Annotated in this window: 11 protein-coding genes and 1 tRNA gene; all 12 read left to right on the forward strand. The window is 40.7% G+C overall.

Going from position 1 to position 15,928, the window contains the following annotated elements; all coding sequences use genetic code 11:
• The first annotated feature begins 45 nt into the window (after window positions 1-45).
• The 12 genes from AC0QT1_RS03780 (at window position 46) to AC0QT1_RS03835 (ending at window position 15,874) form a co-directional block, all read left to right on the forward strand.
• A tRNA-Trp gene (locus tag AC0QT1_RS03780) sits at window positions 46-121 on the forward strand.
• A gap of 220 nt (window positions 122-341) precedes the next feature.
• Window positions 342-554, forward strand: a complete 213-nt coding sequence (gene secE / locus AC0QT1_RS03785; protein WP_473200913.1) for a preprotein translocase subunit SecE — start codon at window positions 342-344, stop codon at window positions 552-554.
• 20 nt (window positions 555-574) lie between these two features.
• Entirely contained in the window at window positions 575-1,105 is a 531-nt protein-coding gene (nusG, locus tag AC0QT1_RS03790; protein WP_473200914.1) for a transcription termination/antitermination protein NusG, read from the forward strand.
• Window positions 1,106-1,252: 147 nt separating this feature from the next.
• Window positions 1,253-1,681 (forward strand): 50S ribosomal protein L11, encoded by a 429-nt coding sequence (rplK, locus tag AC0QT1_RS03795; RefSeq protein ID WP_473200915.1) that lies wholly within the window; start codon window positions 1,253-1,255, stop codon window positions 1,679-1,681.
• Between the two features lie 4 nt (window positions 1,682-1,685).
• Window positions 1,686-2,390: a 50S ribosomal protein L1 gene (gene rplA / locus AC0QT1_RS03800; RefSeq protein ID WP_473200961.1), complete on the forward strand. Its 705-nt coding sequence runs from the start codon at window positions 1,686-1,688 to the stop codon at window positions 2,388-2,390.
• Between the two features lie 358 nt (window positions 2,391-2,748).
• Window positions 2,749-3,267: a 50S ribosomal protein L10 gene (gene rplJ, locus AC0QT1_RS03805; RefSeq protein WP_473200916.1), complete on the forward strand. Its 519-nt coding sequence runs from the start codon at window positions 2,749-2,751 to the stop codon at window positions 3,265-3,267.
• 102 nt (window positions 3,268-3,369) lie between these two features.
• Window positions 3,370-3,741, forward strand: coding sequence for a 50S ribosomal protein L7/L12 (rplL, locus tag AC0QT1_RS03810; RefSeq protein ID WP_004860149.1), 372 nt, complete (start codon window positions 3,370-3,372; stop codon window positions 3,739-3,741).
• Window positions 3,742-4,026: 285 nt separating this feature from the next.
• Window positions 4,027-8,175, forward strand: coding sequence for a DNA-directed RNA polymerase subunit beta (gene rpoB, locus AC0QT1_RS03815; protein WP_473200917.1), 4,149 nt, complete (start codon window positions 4,027-4,029; stop codon window positions 8,173-8,175).
• Window positions 8,176-8,352: 177 nt separating this feature from the next.
• Window positions 8,353-12,564, forward strand: coding sequence for a DNA-directed RNA polymerase subunit beta' (gene rpoC / locus AC0QT1_RS03820; protein WP_473200918.1), 4,212 nt, complete (start codon window positions 8,353-8,355; stop codon window positions 12,562-12,564).
• Window positions 12,565-12,833: 269 nt separating this feature from the next.
• Window positions 12,834-13,220: a MerR family transcriptional regulator gene (locus AC0QT1_RS03825; RefSeq protein WP_473200919.1), complete on the forward strand. Its 387-nt coding sequence runs from the start codon at window positions 12,834-12,836 to the stop codon at window positions 13,218-13,220.
• Window positions 13,221-13,440: 220 nt separating this feature from the next.
• On the forward strand, window positions 13,441-14,121 hold the full coding sequence (locus AC0QT1_RS03830; protein WP_473200920.1) for a nitroreductase: 681 nt from the start codon (window positions 13,441-13,443) through the stop codon (window positions 14,119-14,121).
• A 355-nt stretch (window positions 14,122-14,476) separates the two neighbouring features.
• The gene (locus tag AC0QT1_RS03835) at window positions 14,477-15,874 is read left to right on the forward strand and encodes an L-serine ammonia-lyase (protein WP_473201677.1); all 1,398 of its coding nucleotides are present in this window, start codon (window positions 14,477-14,479) and stop codon (window positions 15,872-15,874) included.
• Window positions 15,875-15,928: the final 54 nt, after the last annotated feature.

Consider the following 15,928-nt stretch of genomic DNA (forward strand, 5'->3'; position numbering starts at 1 on the left):
GAAACGCCTCTGTTATTAAGAGGTTGTTAAGCGGCGTTAAAAGTTAGGGGTATAGCTCAGTTGGTAGAGCGGCGGTCTCCAAAACCGCAGGTCGCGGGTTCAAGTCCTGCTGCCCCTGCCAAAAGAGAATAATATTTTAGCTTTGAGGAGGTGGATTTTAAACTGCCTTCTTTGCTTTTTTTTCTACGGGGCTTGTTTTTTTGTTTGTGAATCTGTATTGAGTAGAGAATGAGGAAGTTGCATAAGGCTGAAGATTGGCTTTTCGCACTTTGATCGTATTTATTTTATTGTATAAGACACAATAAGGCTAAAAAGAATATAGAAAGAATATAGTGTGACTGATGGCATCTAAAACCAATCCAATAACGTTTTTAAAACAAGTGTATGCAGAAACAGTTAAGGTAAAATGGCCTACGCGTCGTGAGACTGTCATTTCTACTGTTATGGTTTTGTTGGTGACTGCGTTTGCCTCAGTTTTCTTTTTTATTGTGGATCAGTTTATGCATTTTAGTGTTTGGCGTGGTATTGATCTTCTAAAATATCTTTTTAGTTGAGAGTGCAAGGAAGTGTGACTGTGGCTGCTCGTTGGTATATTGTTCAAGCATATTCGAATTTTGAAAAAAAGGTAGCAGAAGCTATCGACAAGGAAGCGAAGCAAAAAGGGCTTGATCATCTGTTTGAGAAGATTTTTGTTCCTACAGAGCGTGTTGTAGAGGTTCGTCGTGGGCGCAAGGTTGATGCTGAGCGGAAGTTTTTTCCTGGTTATGTTCTTGTTTGTGCTGAGTTAACAGATGAGGTTTATCATCTCATTAAAAATACTCCTAAGGTAACAGGTTTTTTGGGATCAGATGCGCGTCCCATTCCAATTTCTGATCGAGAGGTTGAGCAAATTCTGAAACAAGTTCAGGAGGGTGTTGAGTCTCCAAAGTCTTCTGTATTGTTTGAGGTTGGGGAGCAAGTTCGTGTTGCCGATGGGCCTTTTGTTTCATTTAATGGGATCGTTCAAGAGGTTGAAGAAGAGCGTTCTCGTCTTAAGGTGGAGGTGTTGATTTTTGGGCGTCCAACGCCTGTTGATTTAGAGTTTGGTCAGGTTGAAAAACTCTGATGAACTTAGAGTGATGTTAATCACTGTGAGTAACTTGTGGGAGGTGATTTGTAGCTTTTGTCGGCTTGATGATCCGGACCACTTAACTGCAGAGGGTAGAAGACAAGTGAGTTGTCGGTATACCAGTTAAATTGAAGGCAGATTGTTATGGCAAAAAAAAGTATAGGGCAGCTCAAGTTGCAAGTTCCTGCAGGAGCGGCTACACCGTCTCCACCAATTGGTCCTGCTCTTGGTCAGCGCGGTATTAATATTATGGAATTCTGTAAGGCATTTAATGCAGCTACGCAGGAAATGGAAAAGGGTGCGCCGATTCCAGTTGTTATCACTTATTACCAAGATAAGTCTTTCACATTTTCTTTGAAGACACCTCCTGTCTCGTTTTTCTTGAAGAAGGAAGCAAATTTAAAATCTGGTTCAAAAGAACCTGGTAAATTGTCTGTAGGGAGTATTTCTCGTGATAAGATTCGTTCAATTGCACAAGCAAAGATGAAGGATCTTAACGCAAATGACATTGAGTCGGCGATGCGTATGGTTGAAGGTTCTGCTCGCTCTATGGGCTTGGAAGTGGTGGGCTAATGTTATGGCAAAAGTAGCAAAGAGAATAAAAAATATCCGCAAAGATATTAATTTTAATGAGCTTTACGCTTTAAAAGATGCGGTTTCGATGGTTAAAGAGCGTGCAGTTGCTAAATTTGATGAAACAATAGAGATTTCAATGAATTTGGGTGTTGATCCTCGTCATGCTGATCAAATGGTTCGTGGTGTTGCGCATCTGCCTAATGGGACGGGGCGAAAGACTCGTGTTGCCGTTTTTGCACGTGGCGATAAGGCTGAGGAGGCTAAGGCTGCTGGTGCTGATATTGTAGGAGCTGAAGATTTATTTGAGCGTATTAACGGTGGTGTGATTGATTTTGATCGTTGTATTGCAACGCCTGATATGATGCCTCTTGTTGGTCGTCTTGGTAAGATTCTTGGTCCACGCAGTTTGATGCCAAATCCGAAGGTTGGTACTGTAACACTTGATGTTGCTAGTGCTGTTAAGGCTTCTAAAGGTGGTGCTGTTGAGTTTCGCGTTGAAAAAGCTGGTATTGTGCATGCTGGTATAGGGAAAGCTTCTTTTGGTGTTGAAAAGATAGTGGAAAATATTAAAGCTTTTGCTAGTGCTGTTATTAAAGCTAAGCCGCAAGGTGCAAAAGGTGAATATGTTAAGCGCGTTGCAGTTTCGTCGACTATGGGGATTGGAATTAAAGTTGATCCTGCAACTGTTCGTTCTGAGCAAGTTTAAACAGATTTATAATTTTGTTTTGGGGTATGTGAATAACGAGATTATGTTTAAAATGTCGATTATTATCGGCATTGAGCTATCTAAGCTTTGACGAGCTTAGGGTATACCGGAAGAAATTCCGGAATATCCTGTCCGAGATTGTGGGTGATGCTATTTGAAGTATCTTAATCGAAAAAACCCACATGAGACTGGGGTAAAAACTGAAAGTTAAAGGACTTAAAGGGTTTGAGCCAGGGTTGCCTTTGAACGTTTTGCGTGAAAAAGGGGACAGGATCCTCATCGATAGCATAGGGTATTTTATGTTATCAAAGGTAACCAACAGGTTTTTTTTAGAAAATCTGTTAAATGGAGAGAGACAGTGAATAGAGCGGAGAAACGCGAATTTGTTACATGGCTTAACGAGGCTTTTCAAAAGTCTGGTTCTGTTGTTGTTGCGCATTATTCCGGTCTGACAGTTTCACAGATGAACGATCTTCGTTCGAAAATGGGTGAAGCTGGCGGTGCCGTTAAAGTCGCCAAAAACCGTCTTGCTAAAATCGCTCTTCAGGGCACGGAATCTGAATCGATAATGGATTTGTTTGTTGGGCAAACCCTTATTGCTTATTCAGAAGATCCGATTACAGCACCGAAAGTTGCTGTTGATTTTGCGAAAAACAATGACAAATTTGTTATCCTTGGTGGTTCAATGGGTGCAACAAGTTTGAGTGTAGATGCTGTGAAGTCGTTGGCTGCATTGCCTTCACTAAACGAGTTGCGAGCAAAGCTTGTGGGTATGATTTCTACTCCTGCAACCCGTATCGCACAGGTTATTAATGCACCTGCTGGTCAGGTTGCTCGTGTCATTGGAGCATATGCTCAGGAGGATAAGGCGGCTTAAGGCTGTTTTGTATTCATATTTATGGAAGAGTTTTGATGCTTTTCTGTTTTTTTGAATAAGTTTTAACAATGGTTCAAATCTTTTAATTAAAGGAATGTAAAAATGGCTGATCTAGCGAAGATCGTAGAAGACCTTTCTAATCTAACTCTTTTAGAGGCTGCGGAGCTTTCTAAGTTGCTCGAAGAAAAATGGGGCGTTTCGGCTGCTGCTCCTGTGGCTGTTGCTGCTGTTGCTGGTGCCGCTGCTCCAGCTGCTGAAGAAAAGACAGAATTTGATGTTATTCTTGTTGAGGGTGGTGCACAAAAAATTAATGTCATTAAGGAAGTTCGAGCTCTTACAGGTCTTGGTCTTAAGGAAGCTAAAGATCTTGTTGAAGGAGCACCTAAACCTATTAAAGAGGGTGCTTCTAAAGATGAAGCAGAGAAAATTAAGTCTCAACTTGAAGCTGCTGGTGCTAAAGTTGAACTTAAATAAGTTTTATTTTATCGGCGGGCTTTTATGTTCGCCGATTTCCTTTCTCTTGAAAAGGAGGAAGATAATTAATGAAGCCTTTTCCCAGCGGTCGAATGGTTGTAATGGGTATAGGTTTTGCTTCTAGTTCCTTTATCATAGAGCCAAGGAGTAAATGGTTTGTGTTAAAGGAGCGAATGGGTGGTATCCATTATCGGGTATCAGATGAACTGTTCTGCATGTGCAGGTTAATGACATAAAGCTTTCAAGGTTTAGTCTACCTTGGAGAGTAAAAATCAAGGAGCGACGATGGCTCAGACCCTAGCGATGATGTCTCAATTCAATGGTCGTAAGCGCGTACGCAAATTTTTCGGTAAGATTCCTGAGGTGGCAGAGATGCCAAATCTTATTGAGGTTCAAAAAGCGTCATACGATCAGTTTCTCATGATTGAGGAACCGGAAGGTGGGCGACCAGATGAAGGTTTGCAGGCTGTTTTTAAATCGGTATTTCCTATTTCGGACTTTTCCGGTACAGCTATGCTTGAGTTTGTTGGTTATGAATTTGATTTACCAAAATTTGATGTTGAAGAATGCCGCCAGCGTGATTTGACGTATGCTGCGCCATTAAAGGTGATATTACGTTTAATTGTTTTTGATATTGATGAGGATACTGGATCAAAAGATATCAAAGATATTAAAGAGCAAGGCGTTTATATGGGCGATATGCCTTTAATGACGACGAATGGCACTTTTATCGTTAATGGTACGGAGCGTGTTATTGTTTCACAGATGCATCGCTCTCCTGGTGTCTTTTTTGATCATGACAAAGGAAAGTCGCATTCATCGGGGAAATTTCTTTTTGCTGCTCGTGTTATTCCTTATCGTGGTTCTTGGCTTGATATTGAATTTGATGCGAAGGACATCATTTATGCTCGTATTGATCGGCGACGCAAGATTCCCGTTACGAGTCTTTTGATGGCATTGGGGATGGATGCATCAGATATTTTGTCGACCTTTTATAATAAAGTTAGTTATGAGCGAGATGGAGACGGATGGCGCATCCCTTATTCTATTGAACGCTTTAAAGGCATGAAGCTTGTTTCTGACCTTGTAGATGCAGACAGTGGTGAAGTTGTTTCTGAGGCTGGTAAAAAGTTAACGCTTCGTGCTGCAAAATCTTTAGCCGAGAAAGGTCTCAAAGCAGTTAAAGTTAGTGAGGACGATTTATTAGGATGTTATCTTGCGGAAGATATAGTTAATTATCAGACAGGTGAGATTTATCTTGAAGCTGGTGATGAAATTGATGAAAAAATATTGAAGGTTTTGTTTGATGTTAACGCAGATCAAATTAATATCCTTGATATTGATCATATGAATATTGGTGCATATATCCGTAATACTTTAAAAGTAGATAAAAATGAAAGCCGGCAAGATGCATTATTTGATATTTATCGGGTTATGCGTCCCGGTGAGCCGCCGACAATGGATACAGCAGAAGCTATGTTCCATTCATTGTTTTTTGATCCAGAGCGTTATGATCTTTCTGCTGTAGGGCGTGTTAAGATGAATTTACGTATGGATCTTGATTGTCCAGATACGGTTCGCATTTTGCGTCAAGAAGATATTCTTGCTGTTGTTAAGATGTTGGTTGAATTGCGTGATGGTCGTGGTGAAATTGATGATATTGATAACCTTGGCAATCGTCGCGTTCGTTCAGTTGGGGAGTTGATGGAAAATCAGTATCGCATTGGTTTGCTCCGTATGGAACGTGCGATAAAAGAGCGTATGTCATCCGTTGAAATTGATACAGTCATGCCACAGGATTTGATCAATGCAAAGCCTGCGGCTGCAGCGGTTCGCGAGTTTTTTGGATCTTCGCAATTGTCACAGTTTATGGATCAAACCAATCCATTGTCAGAAATTACGCACAAGCGCCGTCTTTCTGCGCTTGGCCCAGGAGGCTTAACCCGTGAACGTGCAGGTTTTGAAGTGCGTGACGTGCATCCTACGCATTATGGTCGCATTTGTCCGATTGAAACGCCGGAAGGTCCCAATATTGGTTTGATTAACTCCTTAGCAACATTCGCACGGGTTAATAAATATGGTTTTATTGAAAGTCCCTATCGCAAAATTATTGATGGTAAAGTGACAACAGAAGTTATTTATCTGTCTGCGATGGAGGAATCAAAGCATTATGTGGCCCAAGCTAATTCTTCATTGGATGCTGAAGGGCGCTTTACAGAAGAGTTTGTTGTTTGTCGTCATGCCGGTGAAGTTTTGATGGCGCCGCGTGATCACGTGGATTTGATGGATGTTTCGCCAAAGCAGTTGGTTTCAGTAGCAGCAGCTCTTATTCCATTTTTGGAAAATGATGATGCGAATCGTGCATTGATGGGATCAAACATGCAACGTCAGGCAGTTCCACTTGTACGTGCTGAAGCGCCATTTGTTGGTACAGGAATGGAATCCGTTGTTGCCCGCGATTCGGGGGCAGCCGTTAGTGCAAAGCGTTCTGGTATTGTTGATCAAGTCGATGCAACGCGTATTGTGATCCGTGCGACAGAAGACTTGGATCCGTCAAAATCTGGTGTTGATATTTATCGTTTGCAGAAATTTCAGCGTTCCAATCAGTCTACCTGTATTAATCAGCGTCCTCTCGTGCATGTAGGGGATCGGATAGAGAAGGGTGATATTATTGCAGATGGTCCTTCTACGGACCTTGGTGATTTAGCTCTTGGACGAAATGTTCTTGTGGCATTTATGCCTTGGAATGGCTACAACTATGAAGATTCCATTTTGTTATCTGAACGCATTGTTGCCGATGATGTTTTTACTTCGATTCACATTGAAGAATTTGAAGTTGCAGCACGTGATACAAAACTTGGGCCTGAAGAAATAACGCGCGATATTCCTAATGTTGCAGAAGAAGCGTTAAGGAATCTTGATGAAGCTGGTATTATCTATATTGGTGCTGAAGTTCAGCCTGGTGATATTTTGGTTGGCAAAATTACGCCAAAGGGTGAAAGTCCTATGACGCCAGAAGAGAAGCTTTTGCGTGCCATTTTTGGGGAAAAAGCTTCAGATGTTCGTGACACTTCTATGCGAATGCCTCCTGGAACTTTTGGAACTGTTGTTGAAGTTCGTGTTTTTAACCGCCATGGTGTGGAAAAAGATGAACGTGCAATGGCAATTGAACGTGAGGAAATTGAGCGTTTAGCTAAAGATCGTGATGATGAACAGTCGATTCTTGATCGCAATGTTTATGCACGTCTTTCTGATATGTTGACAGGTAAAGTTGCTGTAGAAGGTCCCAAAGGTTTTTCAGGCAGTAAGAAGCTTGATACTACGGTGATGGCTCACTATCCACGTTCGCAATGGTGGCACTTTGCTGTTGAGGATGAAAAGCTTCAGAATGAAATTGAGGCTTTGCGTAAGCAATATGATGAATCAAAAGAGGCATTACAACGTCGCTTTATGGATAAAGTTGAGAAGGTCCAAAGAGGCGATGAAATGCCTCCTGGTGTCATGAAAATGGTAAAGGTTTTTGTTGCTGTAAAACGCAAAATCCAACCGGGTGACAAAATGGCAGGACGTCATGGTAATAAGGGGGTTGTATCACGTATTCTTCCCGTAGAAGATATGCCGTTTCTTGAAGATGGAACCCATGCTGATATCGTCTTAAATCCGCTTGGTGTGCCTAGTCGTATGAATGTTGGACAAATTCTTGAGACACATCTTGGTTGGGCGTGTGCTGGTATGGGCAAGAAGATTGGCGACTTGATCGAGTTATATCAAGAGACTGGGGATATACTTCCTTTGCGTCAGCGTATCGAAAATCTGATGCCTGATAATAATCATAATGAACCAGTCCGTCAGTATGATAATGAAAGCCTTTACAAATTGGCTCTGCAGATGAAGAAGGGTGTTTCAATTGCAACGCCTGTTTTTGATGGAGCGCATGAATCTGATATCAACATGATGCTGGAAGATGCAGGACTAGATAGCTCAGGTCAGGTTACCCTTTATGATGGTCGTACTGGAGAGCCTTTTGATCGTCCCGTGACAGTTGGATATATTTACATGTTGAAATTGCATCACCTTGTTGATGATAAGATTCATGCGCGCTCGATTGGACCATATTCGCTTGTTACTCAGCAGCCATTAGGTGGTAAAGCACAATTTGGTGGTCAGCGTTTTGGTGAGATGGAGGTCTGGGCACTTGAAGCTTATGGTGCTGCATACACTTTGCAGGAGATGTTGACTGTAAAATCGGATGATGTGGCTGGTCGAACGAAAGTCTATGAGGCTATCGTGCGCGGTGATGATACATTTGAGGCGGGTATACCGGAAAGCTTTAATGTGTTAGTAAAAGAAATGCGCTCACTCGCTCTTAATGTGGAACTTGATGACGCGCGTGAGCTTATTGCACAACGAGCCTTATCTGATACAGCAGAATAGTAATTTAAGGAGAGCGCACGAGAGGAAGTGCGCTCTGATTGTCTTGAGAAGTTAAATAAGAAATTTTTATTAAGGTATCACAGGCAGTTTAAAAAGTAGAAATAGTTTTAAATGAGCTCTGTGATAAAATTAATGAGAGATAATAATGGGTTCTAAGAATCTTTGAAGGAGAACGGCATGAACCACGAGGTCATGAATCTTTTCAATCCTCAGGCGCCAGCGCAGACATTTGACTCTATTCGTATTTCCATTGCGAGCCCTGAGAAGATTTTGTCTTGGTCGTACGGTGAGATCAAGAAGCCTGAGACTATTAATTACAGAACTTTTAAGCCAGAGCGTGATGGTCTTTTTTGCGCGCGTATCTTTGGTCCTATTAAGGACTATGAATGTCTATGCGGTAAATATAAACGCATGAAATATAAGGGTATTATCTGTGAGAAGTGTGGTGTAGAGGTAACTCTTTCACGCGTGCGTCGCGAGCGTATGGGGCATATTGAGCTTGCGGCACCTGTTGCGCATATTTGGTTCCTTAAATCGTTGCCAGGTCGCATTTCTACACTTTTAGATTTAACTTTGAAGGATATTGAGCGGGTTCTCTATTTTGAGAATTATATTATAACGGAACCAGGATTGACATCCCTTAAGCTCCATCAGCTTCTTTCTGAAGAAGAGTATATGCTTGCTATTGATGAGTTTGGAGAAGATCAGTTTACAGCTATGATTGGGGCTGAGGCTATTTATGAGCTCCTAGCTAGCATGGAATTAGAGAAGCTTGCGAATGATTTACGTGTCGAATTGTCTGAGACGACTTCGGAGTTAAAACAGAAAAAGCTAATTAAGCGGCTTAAGATCGTTGAAAATTTCCTTGAATCTGGCAATAAGCCAGAATGGATGATTATGAAGACGATTCCAGTTATTCCGCCTGATTTACGTCCATTGGTTCCACTTGATGGTGGGCGTTTTGCGACATCGGATCTGAATGATCTTTATCGACGGGTGATAAACCGTAATAACCGTTTAAAACGGTTGATTGAATTGCGTGCTCCTGGAATTATTGTGCGCAATGAAAAGCGTATGGTGCAAGAAGCGGTTGATGCATTATTTGATAATGGTCGACGCGGTCGTGTGATTACTGGAGCAAATAAGCGTCCACTTAAATCTCTTTCAGATATGTTAAAGGGTAAGCAAGGGCGTTTCCGCCAAAACTTACTTGGAAAGCGTGTTGATTATTCAGGCCGTTCTGTTATTGTGACAGGCCCTGAGTTAAAATTGCATCAATGCGGTCTTCCTAAAAAGATGGCTCTCGAATTATTTAAACCATTTATTTATGCACGTCTTGATGCGAAGGGATATTCATCAACTGTAAAACAGGCAAAGAAACTTGTTGAGAAAGAACATCCGGAAGTTTGGGATATCTTAGATGAGGTTATCCGTGAACATCCTGTTTTACTGAATCGTGCGCCAACATTGCACCGTTTGGGGATTCAAGCTTTTGAACCCATCTTGATTGAAGGTAAAGCTATACAGCTTCATCCATTGGTGTGTACTGCTTTTAATGCGGATTTTGATGGCGATCAGATGGCGGTTCATGTTCCACTTTCTCTTGAAGCACAGCTTGAAGCGCGTGTTTTGATGATGTCGACCAATAATATTCTTCATCCAGCCAACGGTGCACCGATTATTGTTCCATCACAGGATATGGTTCTTGGTCTTTATTATCTTTCGATTGTTTCTGAAAAAGAACCAGGCGAGGGAATGGCTTTTTCTGATATAGGTGAGCTTCATCATGCCTTAGAAAATAAGGTCATAACTCTTCATACGAAGATTAAGGGCCGTGTTAAAAATATAGGGGAAGATGGAAAAGAAGTTGCTAAACTTTACGATACAACACCTGGACGTTTGATCATTGGGGAGCTTTTGCCAAAAAATCCAAATATCTCGTTTGATATTGTCAATCAAGAAATGACTAAAAAGAATATCTCTAAATTGATTGATCAGGTTTATCGGCACTGTGGGCAAAAAGAGACAGTTATTTTCTGTGATCGTATTATGCAGCTTGGCTTTTCTTATGCTTGTCGTGCAGGAATTTCATTCGGCAAGGATGATATGGTTATCCCTGATAGCAAGTCGCGTTTGGTTGCAGAAACGGAATCTTTAGCTAAAGAATACGAACAGCAATATAATGACGGTTTGATTACGCAAGGCGAAAAATATAACAAAGTTGTAGATGCGTGGGGTAAATGTACTGATCGTGTTGCCGATGAGATGATGAAGCGTATTCAGGCTGTTGAATTTGATCCTAAAACAGGTCGTCAACGGCCAATGAATTCAATCTATATGATGTCGCATTCTGGTGCACGTGGTTCTGCTAACCAGATGAAACAGTTAGCTGGTATGCGTGGGTTGATGGCAAAGCCGTCGGGTGAAATTATTGAAACACCAATTATTTCAAACTTTAAGGAAGGTCTAACCGTTAACGAATACTTCAATTCAACTCACGGTGCACGGAAAGGGCTTGCCGATACTGCTTTGAAAACAGCAAATTCTGGTTATCTAACACGCCGCCTTGTTGATGTTGCACAGGATGCTATTATTTCAGCAGTTGATTGTGGTACTGCGAAGGGGCTTACTATGCAGCCTATTGTTGATGCAGGACAAATTGTTGCATCTCTTGGGCAAAGGATTCTTGGTCGCACAGCACTTGTTGATATTTTACATCCCGTTTCTGGTGAGGTTCTCCTTGAAGGTGGTGCGATGATTGAGGAAGCTGATATTGCTAAGATTGAAGAAGCTGGAATTCAATCAGTTCAAATCCGCTCTGCTTTAACATGTGAAACGCGTCTTGGTGTTTGTGCCAAATGCTATGGTCGTGATTTGGCACGTGGAACACCAGTGAATCAGGGTGAGGCAGTTGGTGTTATTGCTGCTCAGTCCATTGGTGAACCAGGAACGCAGCTTACTATGCGTACTTTCCACTTGGGGGGAACGGCGCAGGTTGTGGATTCATCTCATTTAGAAGCATCCTATGAAGGGATAGTAGAAATTCGCAATCGCAATGTGGTTCGCAATTCTGAAGGTCATTTGGTGGTTATGGGACGTAATATGGCTATCCTTATTAAGGATGAGTCTGGAAAAGAGCGTGTAGTGCATCGTGTTAGCTATGGTGCGCATATTTTTGTTGATGATGGTGATGTGGTTAAATGTGGGCAACGTATAGCAGAATGGGATCCTTATACACGTCCAATTTTGACTGAAGTTGAAGGCTATGTAGGTTTTGAAGATATGATTGATGGTTTATCAGTTACTGAAACGGCTGATGAATCGACCGGTATTACAAAGCGCTTGGTGATTGATTGGCGCGCTAATCCCCGTGGTGCTGATCTAAAGCCAGCTATTATCATTCATACAGATAAAAAAGGTGAGACCATTGCTAAATTGTATAAGGGGGGCGAAGCCCGTTATATGATGTCAGTAGAAACTATTCTTTCTGTTGAGCCTGGTTCTCATGTTAAGGCTGGTGATGTTATTGCTCGCTTGCCAATGGAAAGTGCTAAGACAAAAGATATTACAGGTGGTCTACCACGTGTGGCTGAGCTTTTTGAAGCGCGACGTCCAAAAGATCATGCTATCATTGCTGAAGTTAGTGGTACCATTCGTTTTGGTCGCGGTTATAAGAATAAGCGTCGTATTATCATCGAACCAAACGATGAAACTCTTGAACCAGTAGAATATTTAATTCCAAAGGGTAAATTGTTTCACTTCCAAGAGGGCGATCAAATTGAAAAAGGAGACTATATCCTCGATGGCAATCCAGCACCTCATGATATCTTAGCAATTAAGGGGGTTGAGGCTTTGGCATCTTATCTTGTTAATGAAATTCAAGAAGTTTATCGTTTGCAAGGTGTTTTAATTAATGACAAGCATATTGAAGTGATTGTTCGTCAGATGTTACAAAAGGTTGAGATTACTGAATCTGGAGATTCAGGTTATATTGCGGGTGATCATGTAGATCGTATAGAGCTTGATGAAATTAATGATAATTTGATTGCAGAAGGGAAAAAACCTGTATCGGGTACCCCCATTCTTCTTGGGATTACAAAAGCATCTCTTCAAACGCCGTCGTTTATTTCGGCAGCATCATTTCAGGAAACAACAAGAGTACTTACTGAAGCAGCAGTTTCTGGTAAAATTGATACTTTGCAAGGTCTTAAGGAGAATGTTATTGTTGGTCGCCTTATTCCTGCGGGTACAGGTGGTACGATTGCTCAAATTCGCCGTATTGCAACGGTTCGTGATGATTTGATTGTCGATGAGCGGCGTAAATCTAGCAATAACGAGATGGCTAAGGCTATGTTAACAAATATGACAACTGAAACAGTTGCTGAATAATTTGCCTACTGATAAAAAAATAATAGGAGAGCGCCCGAATATAGGATTTGGGCGTTTTTTTACAGATCTCAGAATGTAGAAATTCCGTGTTTTTCTAAAAAACATGACTTTAAAAGCTATAAGGCGCTTATTGTTTTAAGCATTCTTGTTGGCTTATTGTGTTTTCTTACATTTAAGAATTGAGGAAAGCAGAGGATGAAATTCTAATTAAAATTTTGTAAAGAAACAGATATCTGATAACAGTGTGATCTATAAAACAGAATGATAAAATGCACGAATATTATTCAATTGGTGAGTTGACACGCGAATTTTCAATAACTGCTCGGACTTTGCGTTATTATGAAGAAGAAGGGCTTCTTGTGCCTTTTCGTCGTGGGAGCTTACGGCTTTATACGCAAAGTGATCGTCATAAATTAAAACAAATACTGCGTGCTAAAAGAGTTAAATTTTCTTTGTCTGAAATATCTGATATGTTGACTATAGGAGGAAAACCACCAGATGATGAGAAAAAGCTTAAAGAATTAATTGTAAGGATTAATAAAAAACGGGTTTATTTACATCAGATGCAGCGCGATATTGATGATCTTCTACATGATTTAGAGCGTATAGAAGAGACTTTTTTTGAAAGTTTAGCTGAATTAGGAGTTAACCGTTGATTATGGATTTTATTTCTTCTTCATTTTTAACGATTTTCTTTTCCTTAAGAGAGATGAGCTGTCTGTTCTTTAATGATAAGCGTTGAAGGGCATTAAAAGTGGTAAGTTTTTCAAAAAAGTAGAGTGAATGCAAAAGAGTTGCAAAGGTCTTGCGACACACCGGCTATGAATGAGAAAATAATGATATTTAAATTTATGTTTCAAAGAGAAAGTAAAAACAATGACGGTTGATTCTTCCATTGATATTTTTCAGTCTATTCTATCACGTAAATCGATACGTGCTTTTACTGATCAGCCAGTCTCACAGGAAACAATTAAAGAAATCTTAAAACTTGCGGCTCGTACACCATCTGGAACTAATATTCAACCATGGCAAGTCATTGTCCTTACAGGAACTATGTTGCAGAAAGTAGGACAAGAACTTTCACAACTCGCACTCTTAGGTATAAAAGGGGAGCGTGAAGTTCGTTATTACCCGCGTCAATGGCGTGAGCCTTATCTTTCGAGGCGCCAAAAAATTGGTTTGGATCTTTATAAGAGTCTTGGGATTCAAAAAGATGAACAGGAAAAAACACTTCATCAAAAAGCGCGGAATTTTTCATTTTTTGGTGCGCCTGTAGGGCTTTTGTTTACCATGGATTATGACATGGAAAGAGGAAGCTGGCTTGATTTAGGCATGTTTATGCAGACCATCATGTTAGCAGCACGTGGGTTTGGATTAGATACGTGTCCCCAAGCTGCTTTTGCTGATTATCATAAACAAATTCGTACACTTTTGTCAGTCCCCTCAGATCGGCAAATTATTTGTGGTATGGCCCTTGGTTATCGCGACGGGAGTGCTCCAGAAAACAATTTTGTAACTGAACGTGAACCAATAGAGAATTTTGTACGCTTTATTTAATCACATTTATGGGAATATTTTTATGGAAATGAGTGTCATTTTTAAAGAGCTTGAGCCATTATAAAAATATTCCCGTGAGAACTTCTCATTTTTATTGAATTTTTTTAATATTGCGTGTTAACACTTATTTTACTACGTTTGAAAAATTAAGAGAATGGTTATTTTAGGATCATCATCTATTTTGAAGGTTGGCTATGGAAAGCGCTATAGAAAAGACGTGTTGGTTGGTAGCAAGACGAGCAACGGTCATATTTATTGCTATCATTTTTTTAGCTTATCTTACAATTTGATTTTAAATGGGACAACAGTGATAAAAAAGCGTATACTCAAGCTGTATAGCATTTTGGGGTGAAGAGTGTTTTTATCTGTTTTTGAACTTTTTAAAATTGGTATTGGTCCTTCTAGTTCTCATACGATGGGGCCGATGACAGCGGCTAACATGTTTTTGCAAGAGATTCTTGCACGAAATATTTCTCAACCATTTGATACTGTAATTTCTCGTATACGAGTTTATCTTTATGGTTCTTTGGCTTTCACGGGAATTGGTCATGCTACAGATAGAGCTATTGTTTTAGGGCTTTTGGGAGAAAAAGCCTCTACTGTTAATCCTGATTGTATGGGCTTCTTGTTAGAAAAGGTAGCACGTGAGAAAAAAGTGCAACCAAAAGGCCATTCTACTTATCAGTTTGATTTGCAAAATGATCTTATCTTTGAACGAAAGGAAGTCTTACCTGGACATGCGAATGGACTTGCATTTGAAGGGCTTGATATTGATGGGAATGTTCTTTTGCGGCAGATTTATTATTCTATCGGTGGCGGTTTTGTTGTGACTGAGGATGAAATAAGCGATATGAATGGTAATGCACAACAAGAAACGTTTCAAGTACCATATCCTTTTGATTCTGCACGTAAAATGTTATTAATGGCAGAAAGTTCAGGACTTTCAATTGCTGAAATGAAGCGTCTAAATGAAGAAATAAAGATGGAGCGTTCTGCTCTTGATACAGGGCTTGATGAAATTTTTTCCGCTATGACAAATTGTGTTGATAGAGGTCTTGCACAAGAAGGTGAGTTGCCAGGTGGGTTACATGTTCCAAGACGCGCTAAAAAGCTGTATGAAAAACTTTTAGAAAATCGAAAAAAAAATCACAATTATCCACTTTGGGCAAATGATTGGCTTTCAGTATATGCTATAGCAGTGAATGAGGAAAATGCCGCAGGTGGTCGTGTTGTTACGGCACCGACAAATGGGGCTGCCGGTGTTCTGCCTGCCGTTTTGCGTTATTATCTTCAGTTTTATGATGATGCAGATCGAGAGGGAATCCATAATTTTTTGTTGACCGCAGCAGCTATAGGTGGAGTCATAAAACATAACGCTTCTATTTCTGGTGCAGAAGTAGGGTGTCAGGGTGAAGTTGGGACGGCATCTTCAATGGCAGCTGCAGGGTTGACAGCCGCGTTGGGTGGTACACCAGCTCAAATTGAAAATGCAGCAGAGATTGCGCTTGAACATCATTTGGGGATGACATGTGATCCAGTTGCAGGTCTTGTACAAGTTCCTTGCATTGAGCGTAATGCAATGGGAGCTGTTAAGGCGGTAACGGCTTGTTCTCTTGCCTTGCATGGGAATGGAGAGCATTTTGTTTCTCTTGATGCTTGTATAGAAACAATGCGTCAGACCGGACATGATATGAGTGAACACTATAAAGAAACAAGTAAAGCTGGTCTCGCAGTTAACGCAATATCCTGTTAAAATACAACGGATATTTAATTGAGTAAAATTTTTATGGGGTATTTTATCACGGAT

The sequence above is a fragment of the Bartonella sp. P12B genome, assembly GCF_055796185.1.

Coding starts and splice junctions, on each gene's coding strand:
- AC0QT1_RS03825 (WP_473200919.1), top strand. CDS start 12,834: ATGCACGAATATTATTCAATTGGTGAGTTGACACGCGAATTTTCAATA.
- rplK (WP_473200915.1), top strand. CDS start 1,253: ATGGCAAAAAAAAGTATAGGGCAGCTCAAGTTGCAAGTTCCTGCAGGA.
- secE (WP_473200913.1), top strand. CDS start 342: ATGGCATCTAAAACCAATCCAATAACGTTTTTAAAACAAGTGTATGCA.
- rplL (WP_004860149.1), top strand. CDS start 3,370: ATGGCTGATCTAGCGAAGATCGTAGAAGACCTTTCTAATCTAACTCTT.
- rpoB (WP_473200917.1), top strand. CDS start 4,027: ATGGCTCAGACCCTAGCGATGATGTCTCAATTCAATGGTCGTAAGCGC.
- rplA (WP_473200961.1), top strand. CDS start 1,686: ATGGCAAAAGTAGCAAAGAGAATAAAAAATATCCGCAAAGATATTAAT.
- rpoC (WP_473200918.1), top strand. CDS start 8,353: ATGAACCACGAGGTCATGAATCTTTTCAATCCTCAGGCGCCAGCGCAG.
- AC0QT1_RS03830 (WP_473200920.1), top strand. CDS start 13,441: ATGACGGTTGATTCTTCCATTGATATTTTTCAGTCTATTCTATCACGT.